The organism is Vibrio sp. 1874 (assembly GCF_033344395.1).
Lineage (GTDB): Bacteria > Pseudomonadota > Gammaproteobacteria > Enterobacterales > Vibrionaceae > Vibrio > Vibrio alginolyticus.
Window position 1 is genome coordinate 500,789 of record NZ_JAWPOR010000001.1, and the last position, 24,711, is coordinate 525,499.

Genomic DNA, 24,711 nt, shown 5'->3' on the forward strand with positions numbered 1-24,711 from the left:
AATAATCCTTTTTACAGAGAAAACTGAGCGCTTAAAGTCCAAATGTTTTGTTCGAAGCTATAACCCGATCGGCTAGAGTTTTTATCTTGGTATTGCCAATCGGCTTGCAGCTGTATCCAACGTTTGATCTGATAATCGATACCAAAAGATAGAGTGTACCGATCGTCGTTTCTGGAGATTCCCGTGTAATCATCTTGTTGATAAACAGCACCTAAGCGAGTTGCAAGGTAACTATTCCAATCGTGCTTCAGGTTCAGTCGGTAACGAGTTTGTAGGTTGTAATCGCCATCTTGATCGGGGTTAACCGCCGCTTGAGTGGTTTTCACGCTGACTAGAGTTTGTTCTTGAGGCAACCATTCAAAGCCGATATCCCAACTAAAGCCTTTAAATGTCTCTCGTTGAGCGCTGTCAAAATCTTTGATTTGATAACCGATTCGAGCGATGCCTTTGGTTTTTCCTGTGACTTCCCATTCGGCACCGGTGTAATAGAAACTGGTGTTGTTATCTTTCGATGGCTGCGCAGAATTTCGGTGCTGATACTCGGTTACGATTTGGTTTGTTCCGACTAACCAATAGGTTCTTGGCGTCGCTCTTAAATAGAACTCCAAATGTGCATTGGGAGCTCGAAAATCGTTGTATTTAGTTTTAGCGTTTGGGCGACCAGGCAAGCCGTCACGATAGTTTTGATAGGTTTTATCACTATAGCCTAAACCGAATTCGAGTCTGCCTTTGGCACCGTTAGATCCAAAGACATAATTGGTTTTTACATCGTTACGGTTGAACTCTATTGGTGAGTCGATTGCGCTACCATTACCTTCGGTAATATCTTCTCCTCGAACTTCATGCTGGGCGCGAAAACGGTAATCAACCACTAAACGATGACGATGATTAAATTCGAAAAAGTTGGAAAACTGAAAAGTGTGGTCGTCGAAGTCGTTGCGATCGTCAGATGAAAAGCCCGCTTTTAACTTATATAAAATATCTGCGCGATAGCGATTCCGTTCTATACGTGCTAGTAAGCTTGGTTCTATACCCCAAATATTGACCGATTCTACATTGCCGGATTTTTCCGCTTTATTGATGTTGTCATCTCCCTCGTAGAAAGTTTTTACGAGGGGAATCAACTCTATACCAGACTCGGTTTGGTAAGCCATCGGTTCTGCGAGCAAGTCAGTAGAAAACAGACTCAATGCTATTGCCATTGTCAGTTTCTTCATAATCTTAACCTTAGTAAGCGTTAGCACCAGTGAAGCCTTTGAAAACGGTCATAAAGATGATTTTGATGTCCATCCAAACCGACCAGTGGTGGATGTAATCCAAATCAAATTCGACTCTCTTTTCCATTTTTTCTAAGGTGTCGGTTTCGCCGCGATAACCATTAATCTGCGCCCAGCCAGTAATGCCTGGTTTTACTTTGTGACGTAGCATGTAGCGATCCACGATCTGACGGTATTCTTCATTGTGCGCCACGGCATGAGGGCGTGGACCAACAATAGACATGGTCCCTTGCAGGACATTGATAAATTGAGGCAGTTCGTCCAAAGAGGTGCGACGTAGAAATCCGCCAAAAGGCGTAATACGAGGATCGTTCTTTGTCGCCTGTTTCACGTTGGAACCTTGATCCATGGTTGTCATTGAACGGAACTTCCAGACTTCAATCTTGCGTCCATCAAGACCGTACCGATGTTGTTTAAAGATGACAGGGCCTTTAGACGTTGCCTTAATGACAATCGCAATGACGAATAGAATAGGGGCGATTAAGACCAAAATAATGCTCGAAAACAAGATGTCTTCAAACCGTTTTACCCAAGAAGAAATTCCAGCAAAAGGTGTATCAAAGACACTTAGTGTTTGAACTTGGCCGATCTGCGCCCAACGAGAATGTAAAAGGTTATAAGTGAAGAAGTCGGGAATCAGATACGTATTTGCGGTGGTATCTGAGAATTGGTTAAGAAGTGACGCAATGCGCTCTTTTGCGTGCATTGGCATCGCGATATAGACGTAATCTACTTCCCCTTTTTTAGCTCGCTCAAGGGCGTGGTCAACAGCTCCTTTAATAGGATAATCAGAATTTGGCAATCTGTCGGAAGATCGTTCGTCGTAAAAGCCATCAAAAAGCACGCCGTGTTCTGTGTGGTTTTGAATTTCGTTAGCTAGGGTAATGCCGTGAGGAGTTTGGCCGATGATGATCGCAGTGCGAGTGTTGAATCCTTTCTTTCTCAAATAGGCTAATCCGGTACGGAATGTTACTCGCCATGCTAAGAGCAGAGCGGGCGTAATCGCAAACCACAGCACTAAAATTGTGTTATCAAATAAGGTATGGACTTCAGAAAAATACAGCACAATAAAGATAAGTGCAGAAGTCACCGCCCAAGAAACACAGACAATAAACATCTGCTCTTTAAACGAACTGGTTCGCCAAGAGCGATACAGATTGCCGCTTTCTGCCATAAATAGAAAAGAGATGCCTCCAACGAAAGCCAATATGACGTAATCTTTCCCCATCGCAGTATTCATGTCTTTGAACACTAAAAGCAGCATAAAAGAGACGATGACAGCAAGATCTGAGATGCGATATAAAAAAGCGAACTCCATCTCATGAGAGCGGATAAGTCCTTTTTGTTTCATGACTCAGTTTCCCTTCTGACACGCTACCGCCCTTGGGTGTCTTCCCCAATTGCCGTGTCGTGAACGTTATTAGTAGTTAGTGCACAGAGCATTCTGTGGAATGCTGCTGAGTTTTTTGTCACGTGTAATTTCGTTGATAAGTGTAAAAATTTGCGTTGTTGAGGTAAGTGGAAATAAGAATGATATTTAGCCCTTTGGCTAAGTTTGGCGGGTTAGGAAAAAGCTGGTACTTACTTATGAGGGATGAGGAAAAGTATTAAAAATGAAGTATCAGTACAAAGACAATGGTTTATGTGAGGGTAGAAGAAACGGGTGATTTGATTCGTTCACGATTAATGATTTAGTATCGAATTGCTGATATTTATTAAGATAAAAAAATCCCTCTCAAGTGAGAGGGATTTTTGAGTAAGGACGAATGAACTATTCGACTTCTACGCCGTTTTCTTTGTATAGGCGGCGGCATGCGCGACCATCACTGTGGAACAGGTGACAACGATGAGCTGGAATACCGATCTCGATTTTATCGCCAGTGTCGACTGCAAGCGTGTCCGGCTGACGGAAAATAACGTCGGCGTCCGCGCCTTCTAGATTTAGGTATACTTGAGTTTCGTTACCTAGCTTCTCAACAATCATCACTTCACCGTGAATACTTGCATCAGCTTCAGAAGCGGATAATAGGTGCTCAGGGCGAATGCCTAAAGACATTCGGTCGCCGCGGTTAACTGTTGTACCATCCACTGGAATCCAGAAAGATACGCCGTTAGATAGTTGAACTTTGACGCGCTCTGCTTCTACTTCATCAATGAACACGCTCATGAAGTTCATTTTCGGAGAACCGATAAAGCCAGCTACAAAGCGGTTTTGTGGGTAATGGTAAAGCTCAAGCGGCTTACCAACTTGCGATACATAACCGCCGTCTAGTACAACGATTTTATCTGCCATTGTCATCGCTTCTACCTGATCGTGCGTTACGTAGATCATGGTACAACCAAGTTGGCGTTGTAGCTTAGTAATTTGTGCACGCATGTTTACACGCAGTGCCGCATCCAAGTTTGATAGTGGCTCGTCTAGAAGGAATACATTTGGCTGCGATACCAATGTTCGGCCAATCGCCACACGTTGACGCTGTCCACCAGAAAGTGCTTTTGGTTGGCGCTCAAGCAAGTGGCCTAGTTGTAGGATTTCTGCTGCTTGTTCAACACGCTTGTCGATTTCTGCTTTGTCTGCTTTTGCTAGTTTCAAGCCAAATGACATGTTGTCATATAAGTTAAGGTGCGGGTAAAGAGCGTAAGACTGGAATACCATACCAACACCACGTTTGGATGGTTCGACGTCATTCATGCGCTGGTCACCAATATACAAATCACCTGAAGTAATGTCTTCAAGACCGGCAATACAACGTAAAAGGGTAGATTTACCACAACCTGATGGACCTACGAAAACAACAAATTCACCTTCGTTGATTGTTAGGTCTACGTTCTTAGAAATCAGTACGTCGCCATACGCTTTACAAACATTTTTTAACGTGACACTCGCCATGTAGCTCGTCCTCGATCAATTTTTTATTATTCACCGCTCATCATTATATGAATTATCTAGCGAGCAGTAACAGTAGGAATCGGTAAGTTCTTGCGGTTGGTAAGAAAAGTAGGGTAGCACTTCAATAAAATGTCCTGAATAGAAGTGCTACCCATCATAGCCAAGTACGAGTTTCTCTCCCCCACATTATTCGTATTGTCTCCCCCGTGAAATAATTACCACAAACAACACTAATAATGACATTCCACTCGTCTGGCAATGCAAAACCAGCAAATCTTTTTCCTAATACGTAGGCACTGCTGGGAAAGGGTTCTTACCATCCACTCTTGGATGACTGCAGTTTCTAAGATTGTGCGTAGTGCGACATCCTCCTAATAGAAATAATTGTAGGGGGAGTAGAAAGGGAGGAGTAAAAAAGGAGGAGGAAGAAAGCAGTTGGTCGGAAATCACATTATTGCACCACCTAAAGTTGAAACCGATCACAGGAACTATCCATTTTGTGATTTGAGTCTCTTACCCTTGGCGATTTAGATCACGAAAATACGTCATAATTGTAAGGGCGTAGGGATTAGGAGGATGAGACATATTGGATTATTTCAGATGATATATGTCGAAATACGGCTGAACCTCAATGGACTAGCCCTACATCAAAAATATAAAAAGGATACGAACATGAAAAAGTTAAGCGCTGTAGCACTAGGTACTCTTGTTGCTTTGGGTTCTTTTGGTGCTAATGCTGCCATCGAAGAAGGACAACTTACTATCTGGATCAACGGTGATAAAGGCTACAACGGCCTTGCTGAAGTTGGTAAGAAATTTGAAGAAGACACAGGCATTAAAGTGACTGTGGCTCACCCAGATGGCCTTCAAGACAAATTCCCTCAAACTGCAGCGACTGGCGACGGTCCTGATATCGTATTCTGGGCTCACGACCGTTTCGGTGGTTACGCAGAAGCTGGCCTGCTAGCAGAAATTAAACCTTCTAAGAATATTCAAGAAGGTATCGTTGATTTCGCTTGGGATGCAGTACGTTACGACGGCAAATTGATCGGCTATCCAGTTGCGGTTGAGTCTCTATCTCTAATCTACAATAAAGACCTAGTTCCAAACCCACCAAAGTCTTGGGAAGAGGTTGCAGCATTAGATGCAAAACTTAAAAAAGACGGCAAGTCTGCAATCATGTGGAACCTAAAAGAACCGTACTTCACTTGGCCACTAATGGCGGCTGATGGCGGCTACGCGTTCAAATACACTTCTGAAGGTTACGATGTTAAAGACGCTGGTATCGCGAAAGAAGGCGTTAAAGACGCAATGAGCTTCGTAAAAGGCTTAGTTGATAAAGGCGTAATCTCTGCGGATATGGATTACTCAGTGTCTGAGTCTGCGTTCAACCAAGGCAAAACAGCGATGACGATCAACGGTCCATGGTCTTGGGGCAACATTGAGAAGTCTGGCGTTAACTACGGCGTGACTACGCTACCTAAGTTCCAAGGTCAATCTTCTAAGCCATTCGTTGGTGTTCTAACAGCTGGTATCAGCACTGCGTCTCCAAACAAGGACCTAGCGGTTGAGTTCATTGAGAACTACCTACTAACAAACGACGGCCTACGTATGGTTAACAACGATAAGCCTCTAGGTGCGGTAGCGCTTAACTCGTTCCAACGTGAGCTAGATTCAGATACTCGTATCGCAGCAACAATGGACAATGCGATGAACGGCGAAATCATGCCAAATATCCCTCAAATGAACGCATTCTGGGGGGCGGCTAAGAACGCAATCATCAACGTAGTTGACGGTCGTCAAACTGTCGATGCAGCTCTTGCAGATGCAGAAAAACAAATGACTAAATAATTAAGTAAGACCTTTTTAAGGAGGAGGCAACTCCTCCTTACTTTTCTATATTTATTCTATATTCGCTAGCAGGTTCCCTATGCAGTCAGTTCAAGGTACAAATGCTATGACAGCACCAGAAGCCAGCCTTCCGAGCAGCAAAAAAGTGTTCATGAAATGGTCACTTTTAGGCACAGTCGGCATCATCAATGGCTACGCAACAATCCTTATGTATTCTCGCGGTGAGATTGCGTTTGCACTACTTACGCTCATTCTTACCGCTTTAGCGTTGTTCATCTTTGGTAGTAAAAAGACGTACGCACACCGTTACATCTACCCTGGTATAGCAGGGATGATCCTTTTCATTCTTTTCCCTTTGGCGTACACCATAGGTTTGGCGTTTACCAACTATAGCGCGAAGAACCAACTCTCTTTTGATCGCGCTCAGAACGTACTTTTGGACCGAACTTACCAAAGTGGTGATAGCTACCCGTTCACTTTGTATAAAACGGAGCAAGGCCATCAACTTGTGGTTGAAAAAGATGGTGAGCTACTTGCAAGCCCGACTTTTCAGCTTGATAACCTTTCAGCATCGGAGTTTGATCTTTCACCAATTGAAGAAGTAACGGGTGAAAAAGAATCAATCAAGGCGATTGTTAAGAACCGCAGTGCGTTGAGCAGTGTCGATTTACATTTGCCAAGTGGTGATGATATCCGCATGAGTGGGCTGCGCAAATTTGCTGCAGTTGTACCTTTGTACACATTACAAGAAGATGGTGAAACGCTTTACAACAACCGGACTGAAGAAACGCTACGTCCAAATATGGAAGTAGGTTACTACCAGCCTGTCGATGAAAACGGTCAATTTGTTGGCAGCACAGTGTCACCAGGTTTCGTGGTGAACATTGGTACCCACAACTTTGAGCGTGTTTGGAAAGATGATGGTATCAAAGAGCCGTTTATCAGTATCTTTATCTGGACCATTGTTTTCTCTGCGCTAACCGTATTGTTTACGCTTGTTATTGGTCTTGTCCTTGCCAGTGTGGTTCAGTGGGAAGCACTTAAAGGTCGCTCAGTTTACCGTTTGTTGCTAATCCTGCCTTATGCAGTTCCGGCGTTTATTTCTATCTTGATCTTTAAAGGTTTGTTTAACCAAAGCTTTGGTGAGATCAACATGTTGTTGGAAGGCTTATTCGGCATTAGCCCGGCTTGGTTCTCTGACCCGTTCATGGCGAAAACCATGATCTTAATTGTGAACACTTGGCTTGGTTTCCCTTACATGATGATTTTGTGTATGGGCTTACTAAAAGCGATTCCAGACGATTTATATGAAGCATCAGCAATTGATGGTGCGAACTTTGTCACGAACTTTACACGTATCACACTACCAATGATGCTGAAGCCGTTAACACCATTGTTGATCGCGAGTTTTGCATTTAACTTCAACAACTTTGTACTTATCCAGTTGTTGACTGGCGGTGGTCCAAACATGATTGGTACATCAGAGCCTGCGGGTTACACCGACCTGCTAGTAAGTTACACCTACCGAATCGCATTCGAAGGTGCTGGTGGTCAAGACTTCGGTCTAGCAAGTGCAGTAGCAACGCTTATCTTCCTATTGGTTGGCGCATTGGCACTTATCAACCTACGCGTAACTAAAGTAGCTCAGGACTAAGGAGAAATTACAATGGCAATGGTACAAGGTAAGTCATTAAAGTATCGTGTTTGGGCTACTCATATTGCAATGTGGGCATTCTTGGCACTGATTATTTTCCCTTTACTGATGATCATCGCGATTTCATTCCGTGAAGGTAACTTTGCAACGGGTAGCCTGATCCCAGACAACCCAACACTTGATCACTGGAAATTGGCATTAGGTTTCTCGGTGACTAATCCAGACGGTACAGTTACACCGCCACCATTCCCAGTAATGACATGGCTGTGGAACTCGGTAAAAGTGGGTGGTATTTCTGCAATCCTAATCGTGGCGCTATCAACCACATCGGCTTACGCGTTTGCTCGTATGAAGTTCAAAGGTAAGAACACCATTCTTAAAGCGATGATGATCTTCCAGATGTTCCCTGCGGTGTTGGCACTGGTTGCTCTGTACGCGTTGTTCGACAAACTGGGTCAGTACATTCCTTTCCTTGGTCTGAACACGCATGGCGGTCTGATCTTCGCTTACTTAGGTGGTATCGCACTGCACGTTTGGACCATTAAAGGCTACTTCGAAAGTATTGACTCGTCTCTAGAAGAAGCAGCGGCTCTTGATGGTGCTACACCATGGCAAGCATTCCGTTTGGTATTGCTGCCACTGTCTGTGCCAATCCTAGCGGTAGTCTTCATCTTGTCGTTCATCATGGTAATTGGTGAAGTTCCTGTAGCGTCACTACTGCTTTCTGATGTAGACTCGTACACACTTGCAGTGGGTATGCAGCAATACCTATATCCACAAAACTACTTGTGGGGTGACTTTGCCGCAGCTGCTGTACTTTCAGCAGTGCCAATCACTGCCGTATTCTTACTTGCGCAGCGCTGGTTGGTTGGTGGTCTAACCGCTGGTGGTGTGAAAGGATAATCTCTTGTGGTCTGAGATTGATAAGAATAACTAGAAAAGGGCGACCACATGGTCGCCCTTATACTTAGCACGGATATTACAATTTTGGTTTGGCCGCCGATCAGTAATATCTTGGCTTTTATTGGCGTTACGCATAGCTGGCTGTTAGCTTAGTTCCTTACGATTCAATCACTAACAGTTTTTGTAACCATAACCTGAGTTTAGACTCAGGTTTTTTTATGCCTGTTAAAGGCAATTTTGCAATAAGTAGATAGAGATTAGCGGCTTTGCAATGGATTACACAGGGCTTGAATAATGCCCTGCGTAGCACTTCACATAAATAACTAGAGCTTAGTAAAAAGCTAAATTGAGGTAGGGAAGGAAGAGATTAAAACTCTCGGCTGGAAGGTGCGCATCCAACGTATTGAAGCAGCGTGTACAAACTTTCTTGCTGCAGTGCGACGCGACGAAATAAATTAGCAAAGGTAACGTCACCGCCAAAGCAAGTTTGAATGTAATGATTAATTTCTGTTTCGTTATACCCCTCGACGTACATGGTTCTCACCCACTGGTACTCGACCGCTTTTAAATTGGTCAACGTCTCTTCACTTAAGGTCGTTTCTTTTAGTCTCAAGATCCAAACTCTATCCAACTCTAAAATAATGGATGGATTTAAGCAAAGCTAGGTGAAGGATTTATGACAGAGAAGGGCGAGCGTGAAACAAATGGCAAAACCATGATGTTGCTCCACACTCTGGGTCTGGGTAACGTTGAGGTACTTAATAGCGTTCTTAACGGATGCCAGTTACTTGAGATATTTAACGTGTGCTTCCATTTCTTCCCCAATCTCTTTACGCATGTTCATAAGACGGATAGCGGATTGCTCTAAGGCTTTGTCTTCATCTGACTCTGGAATCCATTTCGGTACATCGGTTGGTTTTCCGTTTTCATCTACAGCAACCATGATAACGATACAGTGAGTGGTGAGTCTGTTTTTCATTTGCTTTGGATCACTAGCTTGCACGTCAATCGCAATGTGCATTGAGCTTCGTCCGGTATAAATGACTTTCGCGCTAACTTCGACTAAGTTGCCGACATGAATCGGCGCAACAAACCGAATGCCGCCAGCATATGCGGTAATGCAATATTTACCACTCCACGCTGCAGAGCAGGCGTATGCTGCCAAGTCGATCCATTTCATTACGGCGCCGCCGTGCACTTTTCCGCCAAAATTTACGTCGCTGGGTTCTGCTAAAAAGCGAAGGGTAATGTCTCTTTGACCACTGCTCATCTGTCTTTCCTTGATGGGTTATTGTTTTCCCAATTTAGCAGCAAGATGAATTTTCGGGAATAGCGAATGAAACAAAATATTAACTTTTATTCGAACGCTGGAAGTGACAAGCCACAGCGTAGTTCTGTGGCTTGGGGTGTAGATGTTAATTGGCGGTAGAGGCAATCTCAGAATTGGACAATGGTTTTCTCTGTCTTACTTTTATTTGCGACAAGATAACGCCAGAGATGACTAACAACCCACCAATAATGTGGTAAGTGTAAATTTTCTCACCAATTAGTGTTGAAGCAAGTATGACGGAAACCACAGGCATTAGGTTCATGAACATAGCACTTGAATCAGCACCAATTGAATCAATCGCTTTGACCCACATCAGCGGCGCGAAAATGGAAGCAGCAATACCAGCATAAGCGATTAATGGTAGCGCGTCTTGGCTTGGTAACAGTTGCTCACTAGAGAGCCAAAGTGGTGTGAGCATCAAAACAGAAAAGAAGCCCTGCATGTAAACCAGAGTCAAACTACTGAATGGCATTTTCCAGCGTTTTAGCAGAACACAATAAGCCGCGTATACCATGGCAGCAACGAGCATTAAGCTGTCACCTTGCGTTAAGTCTTGATGTAAAAAGTAAGTGATATCACCGTGACCAAGCATAAATGCTAAGCCGCCGAGCGAAATGACACCACCGACGATACTTAACATTGATATAGATTTACCGAGCAATGGGACACTTAAAAACACACTGATCAAAGGAACTAAAGAGGTGATCAGGGCCATATTAGAGGCCGTTGTTGTTAAACCGGCATAGTATCCAAGTGACTGGTTGAGAACCATACCAAGTAACGCAAGAAACGCCAACTTAGCTAAGTAAGGTCGAATAATGTGTCGTTGTTTGATGATTGCAGGCAGGCAAAATGGCGTTAGGAGTACCATTGCGACAAACCAACGGTAGAAACTCATCGCACTTGGTTCAATGGCGCTCGCAGCCATCTTGTTCACAATTGAGTTACCACCCCAAATCATAACGGTGAAAAACGGAAGTAAATAAATCATGAGAACCCTATAGCACAATTATTGATGGCGCTAGTCTGGCAGGTCTTTATAATAAAAAGTATCTCTTAAAAGACATCGTAAGCGATAGGAAGACAATTTTGAAAAAGAGCGCCAGAAATCTTCACCCCTCCTTATCAATCGATCGTGCGCCATCAGATGTATTTATGAATTTCGAAGCGTTTCTCTCTAATACAGAAACACGAATTCATAGCCACCCTTGGGGGCAAGTGCAACTGATCAGCGGTGGGATTCTGGAGATGGATGCAGAAGACACAAGATTTCTAGCACCTCCACATCTTGCTATTTGGGTTCCCGCCGGAATTCGTCACACTAGCTACAACCGTAAGCCAATCGAATATTGTTCTTTGAACATTGCCCCTGAATTGACAGCGCATTTTCCAACCAAAACCAGTTTAATCAAAGTCACCCCCATCGTTTCTGCCATCATTGAGGACTTTCGTCAGCGTGACATTAACGTCGCGCAGAGCGATGAAGACAAACGCTTGGTGCGAGTGTTGTTGGATCAACTGGCGAAACAAGAAGTGGAACATCACTTTTTACCGACAACCGACAACAAATATCTTCAGCCAATCTTAAAAGCGGTAGAAGAATCGCCAACCGATGAAATCAGCTTGGCGGAGTGGGCGGCAAAAGTGCATACCACAGAACGCACGTTAGCGAGACATTGCCAGAGTGAATTAGGAATGAGCTTTACTGAGTGGCGCTTACGTGTACGTTATTTGCATTCTATGGAGTTGCTGCGTAAAGGGCAGACCGTAAAAGAAGTCGCTCTGACGTTAGGTTATAACCAAGCTAGCCCTTTTATCGCGATGTTCAAGAAATACTCCGGCATGACACCGGAGCAATACAAGAATCGATTGTTGTAAAAGTGTAGAGTCTATTTTAAAAAAATTGACAATGCGCTGTATGATGACCGACTCGAAAAGCTGATGGTATTGGAAAGACTTACGTCTATCTTGTGTCAGATTGAGTCAGAATTATAACCTTGAGAATTCGCTTTATTATTATTGCTTTACAACATGCCTGTAAGATTCTTTAGATGATACAATGTGCTAAAGTGACAAAAAACTCAATTGACACCGCTTAGATTTAAGTATTGATTGTTATTAGTTTCTTCAGCCGCCAATTTGTCCCTACTTTTCAAGGAAGTAGAGTTGTACTGTGCAACTATAACTCTTCTACCCTCAATCGTGAGTTCCAATGTGGGTGACCATATATTCTGATCGCGATGCGTCACAATAATCACGGTCGAGTTCAATGTTTGAATATGTTGAGCAATACTTTTTTCGGTTGCTTCGTCTAATGCTGCCGTCGCTTCGTCGAAAATGAGGATTGGCGCCTTTTTAATGAGAGCTCGCGCAATTGCGACTCTCTGTCTTTCACCTCCTGACAACCCTGAGCCTCTTTGTCCTACTGTTTGATGTATTCCTTTAGGAGATGAGTCAATAAGTTTGTCCAATTGTGCGTGTCTTGCAAAGCTCTCAACTTCATAATCACTTGCATTGGGATTACCTAACCGAATGTTATCCGCCAATGTGCCAGTAAAAATGACCGGTTCTTGAGCAACATAGGCTATATGCTGGGTGAGCACGTCATAAGGGATATTCTTTAGATCTATCCCTCCGAGCGAAATAAGACCTTGGTCAGGATCATCAAACCTTAGAAACAGGCCCAGTAAAGTGCTTTTGCCACTGCCACTGACTCCATTGATGACGACGGTATCACCTTGTTTGATCTCCGTGCTAGCATCTTCAAAGAGATCTAAATGGCCCACAAGGTTCAGTTCGAACTTATGGTTTTTGGGGGAGGTTGCAAATTGAGGATTAGGCTCAGGCAGAACAGGGACATTCGTTAACTGAGCGTAATTTTTAATTGAGGATTTTACGTCGTTAATCGCAAAGCCTGCCAACGCGAGTTCACCCAAAGGTGCAGCTGCACGGGTAATCAATATCAATAAAGCCAAGACTAATAAGGGTTGAGTAATCGGCTCTAAGACGAGATAGATGGCGATACCTGCAAGGGGTAAAATCGTTGCCAATCCTGATACTAAGGTTGCGATAGAAGCGTTACGATTAATAGTTGAATGAGCTTCTTCTTGTGCGTGCCAACTCTGTTCAATACGCTCGATTGAGCGCTCAGGCCCCGCTGTTGAGCGAAGTAACTCAAGGTGATCTATGAGCTCAAGTGTTGATTTAGTCGCTTGAAGCTCTGCGTCATGTCGGTCGCTATCTGAGCGACTTAGGTATCTTTGCGCCTTGTACTGAACGAGCAGTGCAACTAGTAACAGTACGGCACTGAGTAGTGCAATTTCACCTCCTCCAACGACCCCAATACCGATAATTAAAAATATGGGTAACATTGGAGCGTGTAAAAATGTTTGTAGCTGATGAGCAGGAATGGCCATAAAGCCAGGTATTCCTCGTTCTGCTAGTTGAGTGAGCTGAGTTCTATGCTGATCATTAAACCAAGCTAACTTTGCTTTACTGAGCGAATGACCTACTGATGAATAAAGATCCCCAGCCAGTTTCGCACCAGAGAGAAATCCAGAACGAGTTACAATAACGGTAACTATCACAGTTAGAACAGCAGCTATTATGACGTTCAATGGTGAAGCTTGTTCGACAATAGATATTGCAAGAAATGTGTAAGCCGTTGCCTCAAATAATGCAACTAGTCCCCAACCTATAGCGACTCGATATAGACGGTGCTTTGCACTTTGTGGAATTGTCGAATTGGAATAGAGGGTATTGTGAGCCGTCATACTTCTTCATCCTGTCGTTGAGCCTTTCTGTTGAGCATCAATGTAGTGTCTGCAAGTTTCGCGAGTTCTGAGTCGTGAGTAATTATGATCAATATCTTGTCTTGTGTTTTCGCAAACTTCGCGAGATTTCTGATCACAGTGAAGGCCGTATTTTTATCGAGAGCACTGGTTGGTTCATCCAGTAATAGAACGTTGGCTTTAGTTAGAAATGTGTTAGCTATTGCGACACGTTGTTGCTCGCCTCCTGAAAGCACGCTTGCATCAGAATTGAGGTCAATCTTTAATTGAGCTTGTTGCAAAGCTTGGTTCAGCTCGTCGTCACTTGAACTTGGCGTTGATAGTTTCAAATTCTGCCTAATGGTAGTTTTGAGTACACCGATATCTTGGGGTACATAGCGTATGGCGGAGTATCGGGATATCTCAGAGAGTTTAGACAGTTGATTGCCTCCTAAGGTAACGAAGCCTGAAAGAGGTGTTTCTTGACCTGCTAATAGACGTAGTAACGTACTTTTGCCTGCTCCGCTAGGCCCCATGATGGCTGTAAATGAACCCCGTGGGAAGTAGTGGGAGAAGTTATCAATAATATTAACAGTTCCATTAGCCACTACGATATTTGATGCTTGTAGTGATAGCGGTTTTTCTCCCGCGCTCAAACTGCCACTTTCTATTTGTGGTTGCTGTAAAAAGTCGCTGATGTTCTTTGCAGCATTCTTTCCTGCGTTAACGTAGTCCAATCCATGGCCAAGCTTCAGTGCGGGTGATACGACGGCCAAACCAAAAAAGAATAGCGACGCCATTGCCACGGGACTTAATTCATAGCCAATGGTATAGGCCATTGCGAAAGTCGAAACCGCTTGAAGTAATGCGGTAGCAATTGCTGCTGGAAGGGCAACGCTACCAACCCATTTCACTATGCCGTGAGTAAAGCGTCTTGTGGCATCATTATAGCTGTCGAGTGCTCCTGCTTGCGTGCCGTAAATTCGATTTACTCGGATACCTCTTGTGTAGTCGTTTACTGCGGTAACGATATCACCCATTATTGTCATGCGCTCTTTGCCATGTTTAGCGGCGAACCTAGGTAAAAAGAGTAGGTAGTACAATGATGCAATTAGACCAGGGAGCAGAGTAAGCATCGCTACCGGACCTGTGAGATTCAACATGATAAAAATAGAAGTTGCGGGTACGACAATGAATGTCACGAGTTCTGAAGGCAAATGCGCAACCATGTGGTGAAGCGTGCTGATGTCTTCGGAAACTATGCGACGCAGTTGATTATCACCATATTGAGAGATGGTCTTGCTTGGCAAGCGCGTCAAGTGCTGAGCAACTTGGCGACGTAATCGAGTGGAAAACTGCGACTCGGCATCATGAACTAACCACGAGCCCACTGATGAGGCAAGTGCGCTAGCCGCCCAAAGTCCTATGGCACCGTAAATCCATTGGTTTGCAAATTTATCGATAAGGTTTATCAAGCATAGCAGTGCACCAACTTTTGCCACAGCGGCAAGTGCTTCACAAAACGTTCCCAAAGCAAGCTTCTTAATCGATGGCTTTAAGGCTGGCATTAAGCTAGGCGTAACGTAATGTTGGCTGATTTTACTTATCATATTGTCACCTTATCTAGCCTATCAAGCGAAAATAAGGAGAACGTGGTAGAGCATATTGAGCTCTTATCGTTTTTCATATAAAGCCTATGGAAGTGGACGTTGATGGATTATGTTTTGAATTAACTTTGGCCGTAGGTGTTGCGAGCTCTTTGTCTGCTTGAATGTTGAAGATGAGTACTTCCTTTGATTTGTTGTGAATTTTCATGAACAGCCAAATGGGAGTAAGTCCCCCTTAGAAGGCAGGCTAAAGGGGAGGTGGAGGGATTAGAAATCCGCAGTAGCTGACAGCATCACTGTGCGTGGTGCGCCTAGAGCTAGGTCCGCATAGTGGGTGGTTGTCCAGTAATCTTCATCCAGTACATTGTTTACGCTAAGGCGCCAAACCACGCTTGTTTCAGCAATTTTTGAGTTGTAGCGTGCGCCAAGATCAAGAATAGTCTGTGCAGGTAATGCCTGAGTGTTTTGTGCATCAATGTACTGTTCAGACATATAGTTCGCTTGGCCGATAAGCGTGAGATCACGCATCGCAGGGAGGTTCCATTCTAATGCGAGTTTAGCTTGTAAATCGGGTAGCTTAGTTGCTTGTTTCCCCTCCTCTGTCACATCTGTTGCTTTTGTAATCTCTGCATCTGTATAGGCGATACCACCGATGAGCGTATAGTCCTTTGATAGTGTGCCGTAGAACCCCCATTCAATACCGCGATTGCGCTGTTCACCACCGAAAGAAAAAATGTTGGTATCCGGATCTTGGTACCCATTTGGCTTTTTAATCTCAAATAAACTGAACGTATGAGCAAAGCCGTCCAGGTCAAGCTTCACGCCTGCTTCAGTCTGTTTGGTTTTTTGGGGTTCAAAAGCCTCTCCTGCGTTTGCAGCGCTAGAGCCTGCTGTTTTCCCATTCGTTAAGCCTTCGGTGTAGTTACCATAAAGCGAAACTGAGCTCGAAACTTTGTATAATGCTGCAAGTGCGGGAGTGTAAGTACTTTCCTTAAACTTGGTGGTAGGAAGCGACATTCCGTTCATTATTATTCCAGATTCATAATCAATGCTCTGGTAACGCAAGCCGAGCGTGATTTGATATTTCCCATCAACAAAAGATAACGTATCGGCAATGCCATAGCTGACCTGAGTTGAATCGACAGGTAAACCATAGTAGTTGTCGTAAACTGAATTTTCTGGTCCCCAAACAGGATCATAAATATTCGAGTTCCAAGGGGCTGGATTATTATTACCTGTTGGAGAATCATTTTTATCTTCTCTAAAGTAAGTACTATTCAGTACAAGGTGGTGTTCTACTGGGCCAATGTCAAAGTTGCTACGAACACCTATCTCACCTGAAGTTCGTTTGTTCTCAAGCTTAACTGATCCGAGAGATACCTCTAGGTTACCCTCGTTATCGATGATTTTGATTCGTTGCGGTACATTTGAATGAAAATCTGTACGGCTACCACCCAATGCGCTGTATACAGTTACAGAGTCACTAACGTTTAGCTCCCCGCGAATCATCATCCCTTTATCTTCGCTATTATTGTAGGCCCAACTTGGCGTCAATAATGTGTCAGATGGAGGAGGTGATGGGATTTTGAGACCAGAAGCGATGCTTAACCCACGGTTTGCACCTTCAACTCGCTCTGTACTGTAGTAAAAATCTGCTTCAAGGAAAGCAATGTCATTACGCCAATCAAGGCTTAATGATGCAAGTTGAGTTTTGTTGCTTTGGTTGTTTATCGCGGTGTCTCCATCTTTAAATGCACCGTTGAAACGAATACCAAATTCTTCATTTGTACCAAAGCGACGTCCAATATCGATATGTCCTCCGAATTGAGTGTCCGATAAGTAGCTGCCGGTGAAAGATGTGATTGGTGTTTCTTGTGCTCTTTTTGTCACTAAGTTGATGGTGCCACCAACAGATCCATTCGGTGGCATACCGTTGAGCAAAGAAGCAGGACCTTTAAGTACATCAATACGTTGATACATTTCAGGAGAGGTTCGGTAATAAGGAGCGATACCATACAATCCATTAAACATAACGTCGCTAATGTCTGAGTTGAAACCTCTTACTTTGAAACTTTCTTTGTTTAAGCCGGTTTCACCGCTGGTGAAAACAGAGGGATCAGAAGCTGAGATTACATCTGAGATATCGCGTGCTTGTTGGTCTTGAATGTGTTTTTCTGTGTATCCAATCGTATTGAAAGGCGTTTCCATGAAGTTTTTGTCGCCAAGCATTCCCATATTACTCGCGTGAGAAACTTTGCCAGCGGCATAAACTCTGTTTGCTTCACCATAAACTGTCATTGATTCATCTACGACTTCTTCAGCTTGAGCGATACTAATTGGTACGACAAAAGTACTAAATTGAAGTGAAATAAAGAGGGCGATATGACACGGGCTTGGTTTGTTTTTCTGTGAAGAGTCCATCGCTATCTGATGATAGTCATGAGTCATTATAGATTCCTTTTCTTTGTTTGGGCTAGCTCACATCCGTTCTGACGTCGGTTGAGTGTTGAATTACTTAAGATCCAACTCATTGTTATTAGATTTAGCTTTGGTAACCTTTTAGGATGTCATCAATTATGATTTTCAGAGATGTGATGCTTGCTGAAGTGATGTACCAAGCATCGGCATCAACAAAAACGACGTTGTCGTTTTTCCATGCTTTGGTTTGACGGAGTAGCGGGTTTGCTAAGTGTTCCGCATCAATGACAGGCTTTCCTTCCATTACTGCTGTTCGATCAATGATGTAAAGAATGTCTGGATCAGCTTGGCTAATGAACTCGCTAGAAATTGGCTGACCATGCAAACCTGTCTCCACTTTTTCACTCGCTGCTTTTACCCCCAGAACATCGAAAACGAAGCCATAACGAGACTCAACGCCAAATGAGCTGAAAGCACCATTGTTATGCATGACAACCAAAGCTTTTTCTGAACGCTCTTTCGTAACAGCGCGCACTTCTGCGACTTTTGCATCGATTTCGGCAACTTTCTGTTGGGCTAGCTCTTGCTTTTCAAAGATCTCACCAAGCTCTACAAGGTGTTTCTTAATGGTATCGACGTGATGGTCACGACTATTACGGTAGCTGATGTCAAAATGTAAAGTCGGAGCGAGTTGAGAGAGTTCTTCATACTGATTAGCATGTAGCGGAGTCATCAATACGAGATCTGGTTTTAGGGCATAGATCTTTTCCATATTAGGCTGAACTATCGCACCAAGATCCGCTATCTCAGGTGTGTCTTTGTATTTCGCTAGAAAGTGAGGAACAAAGTCTTTCACCATTCCTGAGATTGGAACATTTAGCTGATCTAAAAAGTCCACTTCGTTCATATCTAATGCTGCCACTCGTTGAGGGCGATGAGAAATAGTAGTTGCTCCGAGATTGTGTTCAATCACGATGAGCTTTTCTAATGGCTGAGTATCTTCAATTTTAGTTATTTCCGGCTCGCAACCTGATAAGGTTCCTAGAGCGCAGCAAGCAAGCACGATACTCAAACGTAGGGGGCTCTTAAACATGGGGTATTTCCTTTTTGTCAGTGAGTTGTCTTTAAACAGGCGAGTAACAGTTTTCATATTTGGCTTCTTGCTCTTATCGTGATGGCTAGGAAATATCCCCCACAAAGGACATTCACCAAAATAGAGACGGTGGTTTTAAAGTTAAATAAGTGCTCTACCAGAAGTTGACCAGACAAGAACATGACAATTGCAATAGCACAAGCAACGAGCAATATGTGTCTGTAGTTCGGTGCGCTAGTAATGGAATAAGCAATATTGGCAATAAAAATTCCCATAAAAGCCGTTGGGCCAATCAAGCTCGTCGAAATTGCTACCAAAATGGCGATTACAGCAAAGAACTTTGGTACATATTGCTTATCATTTAGTCCTAATGACATCGCTTGGTCTCGACCTAGACCTATCACATCTAGCTCGCGTGACCATCTGTTAGCAAAGAGTGCCAAAACGCTTAACGCAATACTGGAAAAAAGTAACGTAGAAGGTTTCGCTCGCTCAAACGAGGTATAGCTGAATCCTTGAAGGATAGAGAATTCTCCAGGGCTTATTCTGAGCTGGATAAATTGAGCAAGAGTTGTCAGCACCATTGTCAAAACAAAGCTAATCAGCAGAACTTGGTGCATGTCATGTTTAAATCTATTGAGTACCCAAGATTGAATCGCTAAGGAATACAACAGAATGAGTATTGCAGAGACAGCGAAATTACCGACAACGCCTAATGTAGCGATGCCAGAAGTGCCCGCTAGTAATAAGAGTAGGGTTTGCCAAACCAGATAAACCGACTCATATCCCATAATGGATGGCGTAAGAATACGATTACCAGCCAAAGCTTGGAAAATAACAGCAGAGATGGCCACGCAGCTGCCCCCAATAACTATGGCACCAAGTTTAATCAGTCTCTTGGGGATGACGTAATCAAAATCCCACCCAGAGCTTGTAAAGATAAAGGCGATAGATAGTATGCAAACGAGTATAATGCTCACTCGCATGTTTGAGTAATGTGATCTCATACTCGTGCTCCTTTCAAAAGAAACACAAGAAACATAACTCCCCCGATAGCACTGGCTGTTAATCCAATTGGGACTTCAAAAGGAAAGGCAACAACTCTGCCTATGACATCGCAAAAAATAAGTAACGAAGCGCCGCCTAGTGCAACGATTGGTAGGGTATTTTTAAGGTGATCGCCATATTTTAGTGCGACTAGGTTAGGTATGACTAAACCGATAAAATGAATGGCACCTACGGTCACCACTGTTATAGCAACTGTCACGGAAACTAGCATTAGACCCAAGGCGGCAGTGAACGCAATATTAATTCCTAAGTTGGACGCAACATCTTCGCCCATTCCCATCACAGTAAACTTATGTGCATATAAGTAAGTCAGTAGGGTGATGGGTAAAATCAAGAAAATTATTTCATAGTGTTCTTGGACCACTTTGGAGAAATCTCCCATTAACCAACCGGACATACTCTGTAAGATGTTGTTTTGATAAGCATAAAACTCCGCTATAGCACTTAGTACACTACCAAACATAAGCCCAATCACAGGTATTAACGCAGAGTTACTGAATTTAATTTTTCGTACGATGGCAATGTAGATAAGGCCAGCGGCGAAGCAAAATAGTACGGCGAAGAGCATACGTTCAAGCTTGTCTGAGGATGGAAGCATGACGATAGATACCAAAATACCGAGCTTTGCCGCATCGATACCGCCTGTGGTGCCCGGCTCAACAAAACGATTTCTAACAATATGTTGAAGAATAACACCACATATTGCGAGACCAGATCCGGTAAGAATTAGTGCGATTAGCCTTGGTAATCTGCTAGCAGTAATCGGTAGCCAAGCTTTGTCATCCATGGTCAGCAATAACGACCAATCTAGTTGGTTTGCGCCGACGAAAATTGAAGTTAAGCACAGTATAAAAAACAGGCTTACTACGTGAATACTCATACAGAATCTGCCCCAAAATAAAGTGAGTTTCTCTTAACTTATGACTTGGGGATGGAATATGAATAATGAATATCTATTCGCATATAGGTTCTAAATTCCAACAAAACATAACCAAGTTATTTTTTATAAACATTAAGGTCACAATCCAGCCCTCAAAGTATCACTAGGCCATACCTAAAAATTCAACGTGCTGATTTGGCTTTAAAACTGGATTAACTAGCAAAAGAAAAGTGCCGCTTTCAATGCAAAGAGAAAGAGGTTCTCGATTTAAAATTAAAATACAAATGATAATTATTTTCATTATATCTTTGTTTTTTCGGTTAAGCAATGAGGTTCATATGTGTTTCTCTAAAAAGATCAATCGCGTATAAAAACAAGGCAATGGCTAATGCATGTGCTTTTGGGTAAGTGATTAAAAAATAAAGCCAAAGAGCATTAAGCTTTCTTATTGTTTAAGGATGTTTTTCGCTTCAGAAGCTCGTTGGTTGAGGTTTGATTTAAATGGTATGACGATAGTTTGTTCAGGAAGAGGAGTTAGTAGTGACGATGATGTCTAGATGTCATTTGTATTTTAGGATTTATTAGATACCGCATTAAAATAGCGTCATAAAGTCGTGATGCTTCGCATCTTCAGTGTTAGCGATGTTAATGCGGTAATTTCTAATAAACTAGCGGATTAATGTCTCAACTTGCTTTTGGAGCAAAGTAAAGCTGATTCACAATTCAAAGACATCGTCAGTTGCTTTATTGTTAACCTGTGTTATTCGAGCTTACTTAGTACGTAATTCAAACCACCAACTACGGCTGCAACTTGCGCATCGTTGCATTCTTCGTCGGTCACCGTTGGGCTGTCTGGGTACACTTCCGTTGTCGTGCCGTAAACGCAATTTGTTACGCCGCCACACAGGCCCAGTTTTACCATTGGGTAGTTGATAACGCCAAACTGTACGACGGGTGAACCAATGATTTCGCCGTTTTCATCTGCTGGTGCAATGTGAGTCACTTTTGCAACTGACTCAATGACCGCTTTTTGGAAGTCAGGCTGAGGGTTTTCACTATCTCCCACCGTGTAAAAGCCATCTGGGATCATACCTTCAATGTACTCAATACCATCACGAGCAGCTAAGGCTGGACGGAACTCAGTTTCGTCAGAATCTGTCGTTTCATGTAGATCAATGTGCATTAACACATCGCCTAAAGTTGCAACTAGCTTTATGAGGTTAGCGGATTCTTCGGCAGGACTATCCTTATAGAAAGAGCGGTTTGGATCAATCGCGTTTGGATTCCAGCGGTTGATCACCTCGTAACCCCAAGGGCTTACGCAGGGGGCAACGACAATATTGAAATGCTCTGCATAGCGCTCTGCTTCCGTTTCTACAAACTTTAATGCGCCATGTACACCGCTGGTTTCGTAACCGTGCACGCCGCCTGTGACCAACACAACAGGTTTAGTTGAATCCCAATTGCGTGTTTTGATACAAAACAGAGGGAAGCGTGCCTCGTTGTATGAGAGCGCACCATATTGTTCAACATCAAAATGCCCGCGTAGGGCATCGATTTTACTGACGACTTCATCTTGGTAGCTACGTTTTACTTCTTGCGTTGCTAACCAAGCTTTACGTTCTTCTTCGGTCCAAGGTTGGCCAGGAGTACCGATCGGGTAAATGTATCCACTTTTCATCTATACTTTTTCTTTTGACTGCTGAAAGGTATCACAAGACTAGACCCGTCTTATCTTTACGGCAATATAAAACACCATTTGGGGTGGTATTCTTTGCAAAATCATCACTTTGATGAGTGATTCATTGGTGTTACATTTTGTTACTTACTCAATTTCATATAAGAGACCAAAAATGGCTGGAGCAAGTTTACTCACACTGTTGGACGATATTGCCACGGTGCTTGATGATGTCGCCTTAATGTCAAAAATGGCGGCAAAGAAAACCGCAGGTGTGTTGGGAGATGATCTAGCGTTAAACGCTCAACAAGTGTCTGGTGTTGCATCTGAGCGAGAGATTCCAGTAGTTTGGGCGGTTGCAAAAGGCTCATTCAAAAATAAATTGATTTTAGTTCCTTCAGCTTTACTTATTAGCGCGATTATTCCATGGCTTATCATGCCATTATTGCTAATTGGCGGCTTATTTCTCTGCTTTGAAGGGGCAGAGAAAGTACTTGAGAAAGTGTTTCCTCACTCGCATCCGCACGAAGAAAAAGAGGAGCTAGTTAATACTGGCGAGTCGATAGAAGAGTATGAAAGGCGTAAAGTTTCTGGTGCAATTCGAACAGACTTTATCCTTTCCGCAGAAATCATCGTGATTGCGTTAGGTACCGTGACAGGAGCCAGTCTTGTTACGCAAATTTTAGTTGTCAGTTTAATTGCAGTAATTATGACGGTTGGAGTTTATGGACTAGTCGCTGGGATTGTGAAGCTAGATGATTTAGGCCTTTACCTTGAAAGTCGCTCAAACGGTAAAGGTTGGGTGGCGAAAGTCGGAGGGGCCTTGGTCGCTTTTGCACCAAAGTTGATGAAGTTGTTAACCATTGTAGGAACTGCTGCGATGTTTTTGGTGGGTGGGGGAATTGTGGTGCACAACGTGCCAGCCATTCATCACTTTGTAGAGCCGATTATTATGAACTTTAGTGGTCATTCGGTTGCTACAGCCATTTTGCCTATTTTATTGAACGGTATTATCGGCTTTGTGGCGGGGTTGGTTGTGGTTGCGGTATGGACGATGGTTGAAAAGCTTCGTGGTCAATAATCACATCTAAAACATGAGACGATAATAACAAGGGTCATGACTTCTTTTTACAAAAAGCATGACCCTGTTTATAGGTGAAATGTCAGTAAAGTACTTACTTCACTTTCCACTCGATCTGTTCATTTGCTCGAATAGGCACAACGATATCATTGCCAAATGGCATCGTTTCTGGCACATCCCAAGCGGATTTTTCTAACATTACCGTATCTGTGTTACGTGCAATGCCGTAAAAATCAGGACCGTTGAAGCTTGCGAAAGCTTCCAAGTTTTCCAACTTGCCTTCTTTTTCGAAGACTTCTGCATAAAGCTCTAGCGCTGCGTGTGCAGTGTAAGAACCAGCACAACCGCAAGCCGATTCTTTTGCCCCTTTCGCATGTGGCGCCGAGTCTGTACCTAGGAAAAACTTCTTGCTACCACTAGTTGCTGCTTCGATCAGCGCTTGCTGGTGGGTTCCGCGCTTAAGAATTGGCAAACAGTAGAAATGAGGTTTAATACCACCCACAAGCATGTGGTTACGGTTGAAAAGAAGGTGGTGGGCAGTGATGGTAGCCGCTACGTTGTCTGAGGCGTTGCTAACGAAGTTTGCTGCGTCGGCGGTGGTGATATGTTCTAGAACGATTTTAAGATTAGGGAAGTCATTGACGATAGGAGCGAGGACAGTATCAAGGAATTCTTTCTCTCGGTCGAAGATATCAACATCGTGATGTGTTACTTCGCCATGAACCAGAAGTAACATTCCGACTTCTTCCATCGCTTCTAAAACGTGATAAATGTTCTTCGCATTGGTCACACCGGAATCTGAGTTTGTTGTGGCGCCAGCAGGATAGAGCTTGGCAGCAACAATGTGTCCGGTTGCTTTAGCCTTACGTATTTCGTCTGGTGTCGTGTTATCTGTAAGGTAAAGCGCCATTAAAGGCTCAAACTGTTCGCCATGTTGCTCTTTAATAATTCGGTCACGGTAGGCTAGGGCGAGCTCAGTTGTGGTAACAGGTGGGACGGTATTTGGCATAATCAGCGCACGGCCATTGTAGCGGCTGATGTCGCGAACGGTGTCTTTAAGAGCTTCCCCATCGCGTAAGTGAACGTGCCAGTCGTCAGGACGAGTGATAGTCAGTGTTGTCATTAATTGCTCCCACCATTGAAAAGTTGTCTGATTGGAGCCTAAGCGCCGTATTTGCTTTTGAGCAAACGCTTGCGCTTAGGCGACAGGA

Annotated in this window: 19 protein-coding genes; 5 read left to right on the top strand and 14 right to left on the bottom strand. The window is 43.5% G+C overall.

Annotated features, from left to right (window positions below; genetic code table 11):
- Nucleotides 1-11 precede the first annotated feature (11 nt).
- From R8N46_RS02260 to malK, 3 genes are all read right to left on the bottom strand, one after another.
- On the bottom strand, nucleotides 12-1,217 hold the full coding sequence (locus R8N46_RS02260) for an outer membrane beta-barrel protein (RefSeq protein WP_047102587.1): 1,206 nt from the start codon (nucleotides 1,215-1,217) through the stop codon (nucleotides 12-14).
- Between the two features lie 10 nt (nucleotides 1,218-1,227).
- Nucleotides 1,228-2,628 carry an undecaprenyl-phosphate glucose phosphotransferase gene (locus R8N46_RS02265; protein WP_005375269.1) on the bottom strand — a complete coding sequence of 467 codons (1,401 nt, stop codon included), beginning with the start codon at nucleotides 2,626-2,628 and terminating at the stop codon, nucleotides 1,228-1,230.
- Nucleotides 2,629-3,048: 420 nt separating this feature from the next.
- On the bottom strand, nucleotides 3,049-4,167 hold the full coding sequence (malK, locus tag R8N46_RS02270; protein WP_005375271.1) for a maltose/maltodextrin ABC transporter ATP-binding protein MalK: 1,119 nt from the start codon (nucleotides 4,165-4,167) through the stop codon (nucleotides 3,049-3,051).
- A gap of 672 nt (nucleotides 4,168-4,839) precedes the next feature.
- Between malK and malE the strand changes: the two genes are divergently transcribed.
- The 3 genes from malE to malG all read left to right on the top strand — a co-directional run bounded on the left by malE (nucleotide 4,840) and on the right by malG (nucleotide 8,575).
- Nucleotides 4,840-6,018, top strand: a complete 1,179-nt coding sequence (gene malE / locus R8N46_RS02275; protein WP_005375272.1) for a maltose/maltodextrin ABC transporter substrate-binding protein MalE — start codon at nucleotides 4,840-4,842, stop codon at nucleotides 6,016-6,018.
- A gap of 79 nt (nucleotides 6,019-6,097) precedes the next feature.
- On the top strand, nucleotides 6,098-7,672 hold the full coding sequence (malF, locus tag R8N46_RS02280) for a maltose ABC transporter permease MalF (protein ID WP_005375273.1): 1,575 nt from the start codon (nucleotides 6,098-6,100) through the stop codon (nucleotides 7,670-7,672).
- A 12-nt stretch (nucleotides 7,673-7,684) separates the two neighbouring features.
- Complete coding sequence (malG, locus tag R8N46_RS02285; RefSeq protein WP_005375275.1) at nucleotides 7,685-8,575, top strand: maltose ABC transporter permease MalG; 891 nt, start codon at nucleotides 7,685-7,687, stop codon at nucleotides 8,573-8,575.
- Nucleotides 8,576-8,942: 367 nt separating this feature from the next.
- On the opposite strand, the gene R8N46_RS02290 is transcribed toward malG, so the two are convergent.
- From R8N46_RS02290 to R8N46_RS02300, 3 genes are all read right to left on the bottom strand, one after another.
- Nucleotides 8,943-9,188 carry a hypothetical protein gene (locus tag R8N46_RS02290; RefSeq protein WP_005375277.1) on the bottom strand — a complete coding sequence of 82 codons (246 nt, stop codon included), beginning with the start codon at nucleotides 9,186-9,188 and terminating at the stop codon, nucleotides 8,943-8,945.
- 171 nt (nucleotides 9,189-9,359) lie between these two features.
- Complete coding sequence (locus R8N46_RS02295; protein ID WP_005375279.1) at nucleotides 9,360-9,845, bottom strand: acyl-CoA thioesterase; 486 nt, start codon at nucleotides 9,843-9,845, stop codon at nucleotides 9,360-9,362.
- A 145-nt stretch (nucleotides 9,846-9,990) separates the two neighbouring features.
- Nucleotides 9,991-10,896, bottom strand: a complete 906-nt coding sequence (locus tag R8N46_RS02300) for a DMT family transporter (protein ID WP_085569343.1) — start codon at nucleotides 10,894-10,896, stop codon at nucleotides 9,991-9,993.
- 98 nt (nucleotides 10,897-10,994) lie between these two features.
- On the opposite strand from R8N46_RS02300, the gene R8N46_RS02305 reads away from it, so the two are divergent.
- Entirely contained in the window at nucleotides 10,995-11,783 is a 789-nt protein-coding gene (locus R8N46_RS02305; RefSeq protein ID WP_017447919.1) for an AraC family transcriptional regulator, read from the top strand.
- A 203-nt stretch (nucleotides 11,784-11,986) separates the two neighbouring features.
- On the opposite strand, the gene R8N46_RS02310 is transcribed toward R8N46_RS02305, so the two are convergent.
- The 7 genes from R8N46_RS02310 to R8N46_RS02340 all read right to left on the bottom strand — a co-directional run bounded on the left by R8N46_RS02310 (nucleotide 11,987) and on the right by R8N46_RS02340 (nucleotide 22,422).
- Nucleotides 11,987-13,678: an ABC transporter ATP-binding protein gene (locus R8N46_RS02310; protein ID WP_033906768.1), complete on the bottom strand. Its 1,692-nt coding sequence runs from the start codon at nucleotides 13,676-13,678 to the stop codon at nucleotides 11,987-11,989.
- A complete protein-coding gene (locus R8N46_RS02315) occupies nucleotides 13,675-15,285 on the bottom strand; it encodes an ATP-binding cassette domain-containing protein (RefSeq protein WP_213972121.1) in 1,611 nt (536 codons plus the stop codon). Before R8N46_RS02315 ends, R8N46_RS02310 begins: the two co-directional genes overlap by 4 nt.
- 264 nt (nucleotides 15,286-15,549) lie before the next feature.
- Nucleotides 15,550-17,730: a TonB-dependent receptor gene (locus R8N46_RS02320; RefSeq protein WP_115386763.1), complete on the bottom strand. Its 2,181-nt coding sequence runs from the start codon at nucleotides 17,728-17,730 to the stop codon at nucleotides 15,550-15,552.
- A gap of 94 nt (nucleotides 17,731-17,824) precedes the next feature.
- Complete coding sequence (locus R8N46_RS02325) at nucleotides 17,825-18,793, bottom strand: siderophore ABC transporter substrate-binding protein (protein WP_031778891.1); 969 nt, start codon at nucleotides 18,791-18,793, stop codon at nucleotides 17,825-17,827.
- Nucleotides 18,794-18,846: 53 nt separating this feature from the next.
- The gene (locus R8N46_RS02330; protein ID WP_284143896.1) at nucleotides 18,847-19,800 is read right to left on the bottom strand and encodes an iron chelate uptake ABC transporter family permease subunit; all 954 of its coding nucleotides are present in this window, start codon (nucleotides 19,798-19,800) and stop codon (nucleotides 18,847-18,849) included.
- Nucleotides 19,797-20,741, bottom strand: coding sequence for an ABC transporter permease (locus R8N46_RS02335; RefSeq protein WP_033906772.1), 945 nt, complete (start codon nucleotides 20,739-20,741; stop codon nucleotides 19,797-19,799). The genes R8N46_RS02330 and R8N46_RS02335 overlap by 4 nt, the downstream gene beginning before the upstream one ends.
- 760 nt (nucleotides 20,742-21,501) lie before the next feature.
- Nucleotides 21,502-22,422 (bottom strand): M14 family metallocarboxypeptidase, encoded by a 921-nt coding sequence (locus R8N46_RS02340; RefSeq protein WP_054578652.1) that lies wholly within the window; start codon nucleotides 22,420-22,422, stop codon nucleotides 21,502-21,504.
- Nucleotides 22,423-22,594: 172 nt separating this feature from the next.
- Between R8N46_RS02340 and R8N46_RS02345 the strand changes: the two genes are divergently transcribed.
- Entirely contained in the window at nucleotides 22,595-23,500 is a 906-nt protein-coding gene (locus tag R8N46_RS02345; RefSeq protein ID WP_062730918.1) for a DUF808 domain-containing protein, read from the top strand.
- A 94-nt stretch (nucleotides 23,501-23,594) separates the two neighbouring features.
- Here R8N46_RS02345 and pyrC read toward each other — a convergent pair whose 3' ends face one another.
- Nucleotides 23,595-24,623 (bottom strand): dihydroorotase, encoded by a 1,029-nt coding sequence (gene pyrC / locus R8N46_RS02350; protein WP_213972122.1) that lies wholly within the window; start codon nucleotides 24,621-24,623, stop codon nucleotides 23,595-23,597.
- Nucleotides 24,624-24,711: the final 88 nt, after the last annotated feature.

Excerpts from the sequence above, each read along its gene's own strand:
- R8N46_RS02260 (WP_047102587.1), bottom strand. The coding sequence starts at position 1,217 with ATGAAGAAACTGACAATGGCAATAGCATTGAGTCTGTTTTCTACTGAC.
- R8N46_RS02265 (WP_005375269.1), bottom strand. The coding sequence starts at position 2,628 with ATGAAACAAAAAGGACTTATCCGCTCTCATGAGATGGAGTTCGCTTTT.
- malK (WP_005375271.1), bottom strand. The coding sequence starts at position 4,167 with ATGGCGAGTGTCACGTTAAAAAATGTTTGTAAAGCGTATGGCGACGTA.
- malE (WP_005375272.1), top strand. The coding sequence starts at position 4,840 with ATGAAAAAGTTAAGCGCTGTAGCACTAGGTACTCTTGTTGCTTTGGGT.
- malF (WP_005375273.1), top strand. The coding sequence starts at position 6,098 with ATGCAGTCAGTTCAAGGTACAAATGCTATGACAGCACCAGAAGCCAGC.
- malG (WP_005375275.1), top strand. The coding sequence starts at position 7,685 with ATGGCAATGGTACAAGGTAAGTCATTAAAGTATCGTGTTTGGGCTACT.
- R8N46_RS02295 (WP_005375279.1), bottom strand. The coding sequence starts at position 9,845 with ATGAGCAGTGGTCAAAGAGACATTACCCTTCGCTTTTTAGCAGAACCC.
- R8N46_RS02300 (WP_085569343.1), bottom strand. The coding sequence starts at position 10,896 with ATGATTTATTTACTTCCGTTTTTCACCGTTATGATTTGGGGTGGTAAC.
- R8N46_RS02310 (WP_033906768.1), bottom strand. The coding sequence starts at position 13,678 with ATGACGGCTCACAATACCCTCTATTCCAATTCGACAATTCCACAAAGT.
- R8N46_RS02315 (WP_213972121.1), bottom strand. The coding sequence starts at position 15,285 with ATGATAAGTAAAATCAGCCAACATTACGTTACGCCTAGCTTAATGCCA.
- R8N46_RS02320 (WP_115386763.1), bottom strand. The coding sequence starts at position 17,730 with ATGACTCATGACTATCATCAGATAGCGATGGACTCTTCACAGAAAAAC.
- R8N46_RS02325 (WP_031778891.1), bottom strand. The coding sequence starts at position 18,793 with ATGTTTAAGAGCCCCCTACGTTTGAGTATCGTGCTTGCTTGCTGCGCT.
- R8N46_RS02330 (WP_284143896.1), bottom strand. The coding sequence starts at position 19,800 with ATGAGATCACATTACTCAAACATGCGAGTGAGCATTATACTCGTTTGC.
- R8N46_RS02335 (WP_033906772.1), bottom strand. The coding sequence starts at position 20,741 with ATGAGTATTCACGTAGTAAGCCTGTTTTTTATACTGTGCTTAACTTCA.
- R8N46_RS02340 (WP_054578652.1), bottom strand. The coding sequence starts at position 22,422 with ATGAAAAGTGGATACATTTACCCGATCGGTACTCCTGGCCAACCTTGG.
- R8N46_RS02345 (WP_062730918.1), top strand. The coding sequence starts at position 22,595 with ATGGCTGGAGCAAGTTTACTCACACTGTTGGACGATATTGCCACGGTG.
- pyrC (WP_213972122.1), bottom strand. The coding sequence starts at position 24,623 with ATGACAACACTGACTATCACTCGTCCTGACGACTGGCACGTTCACTTA.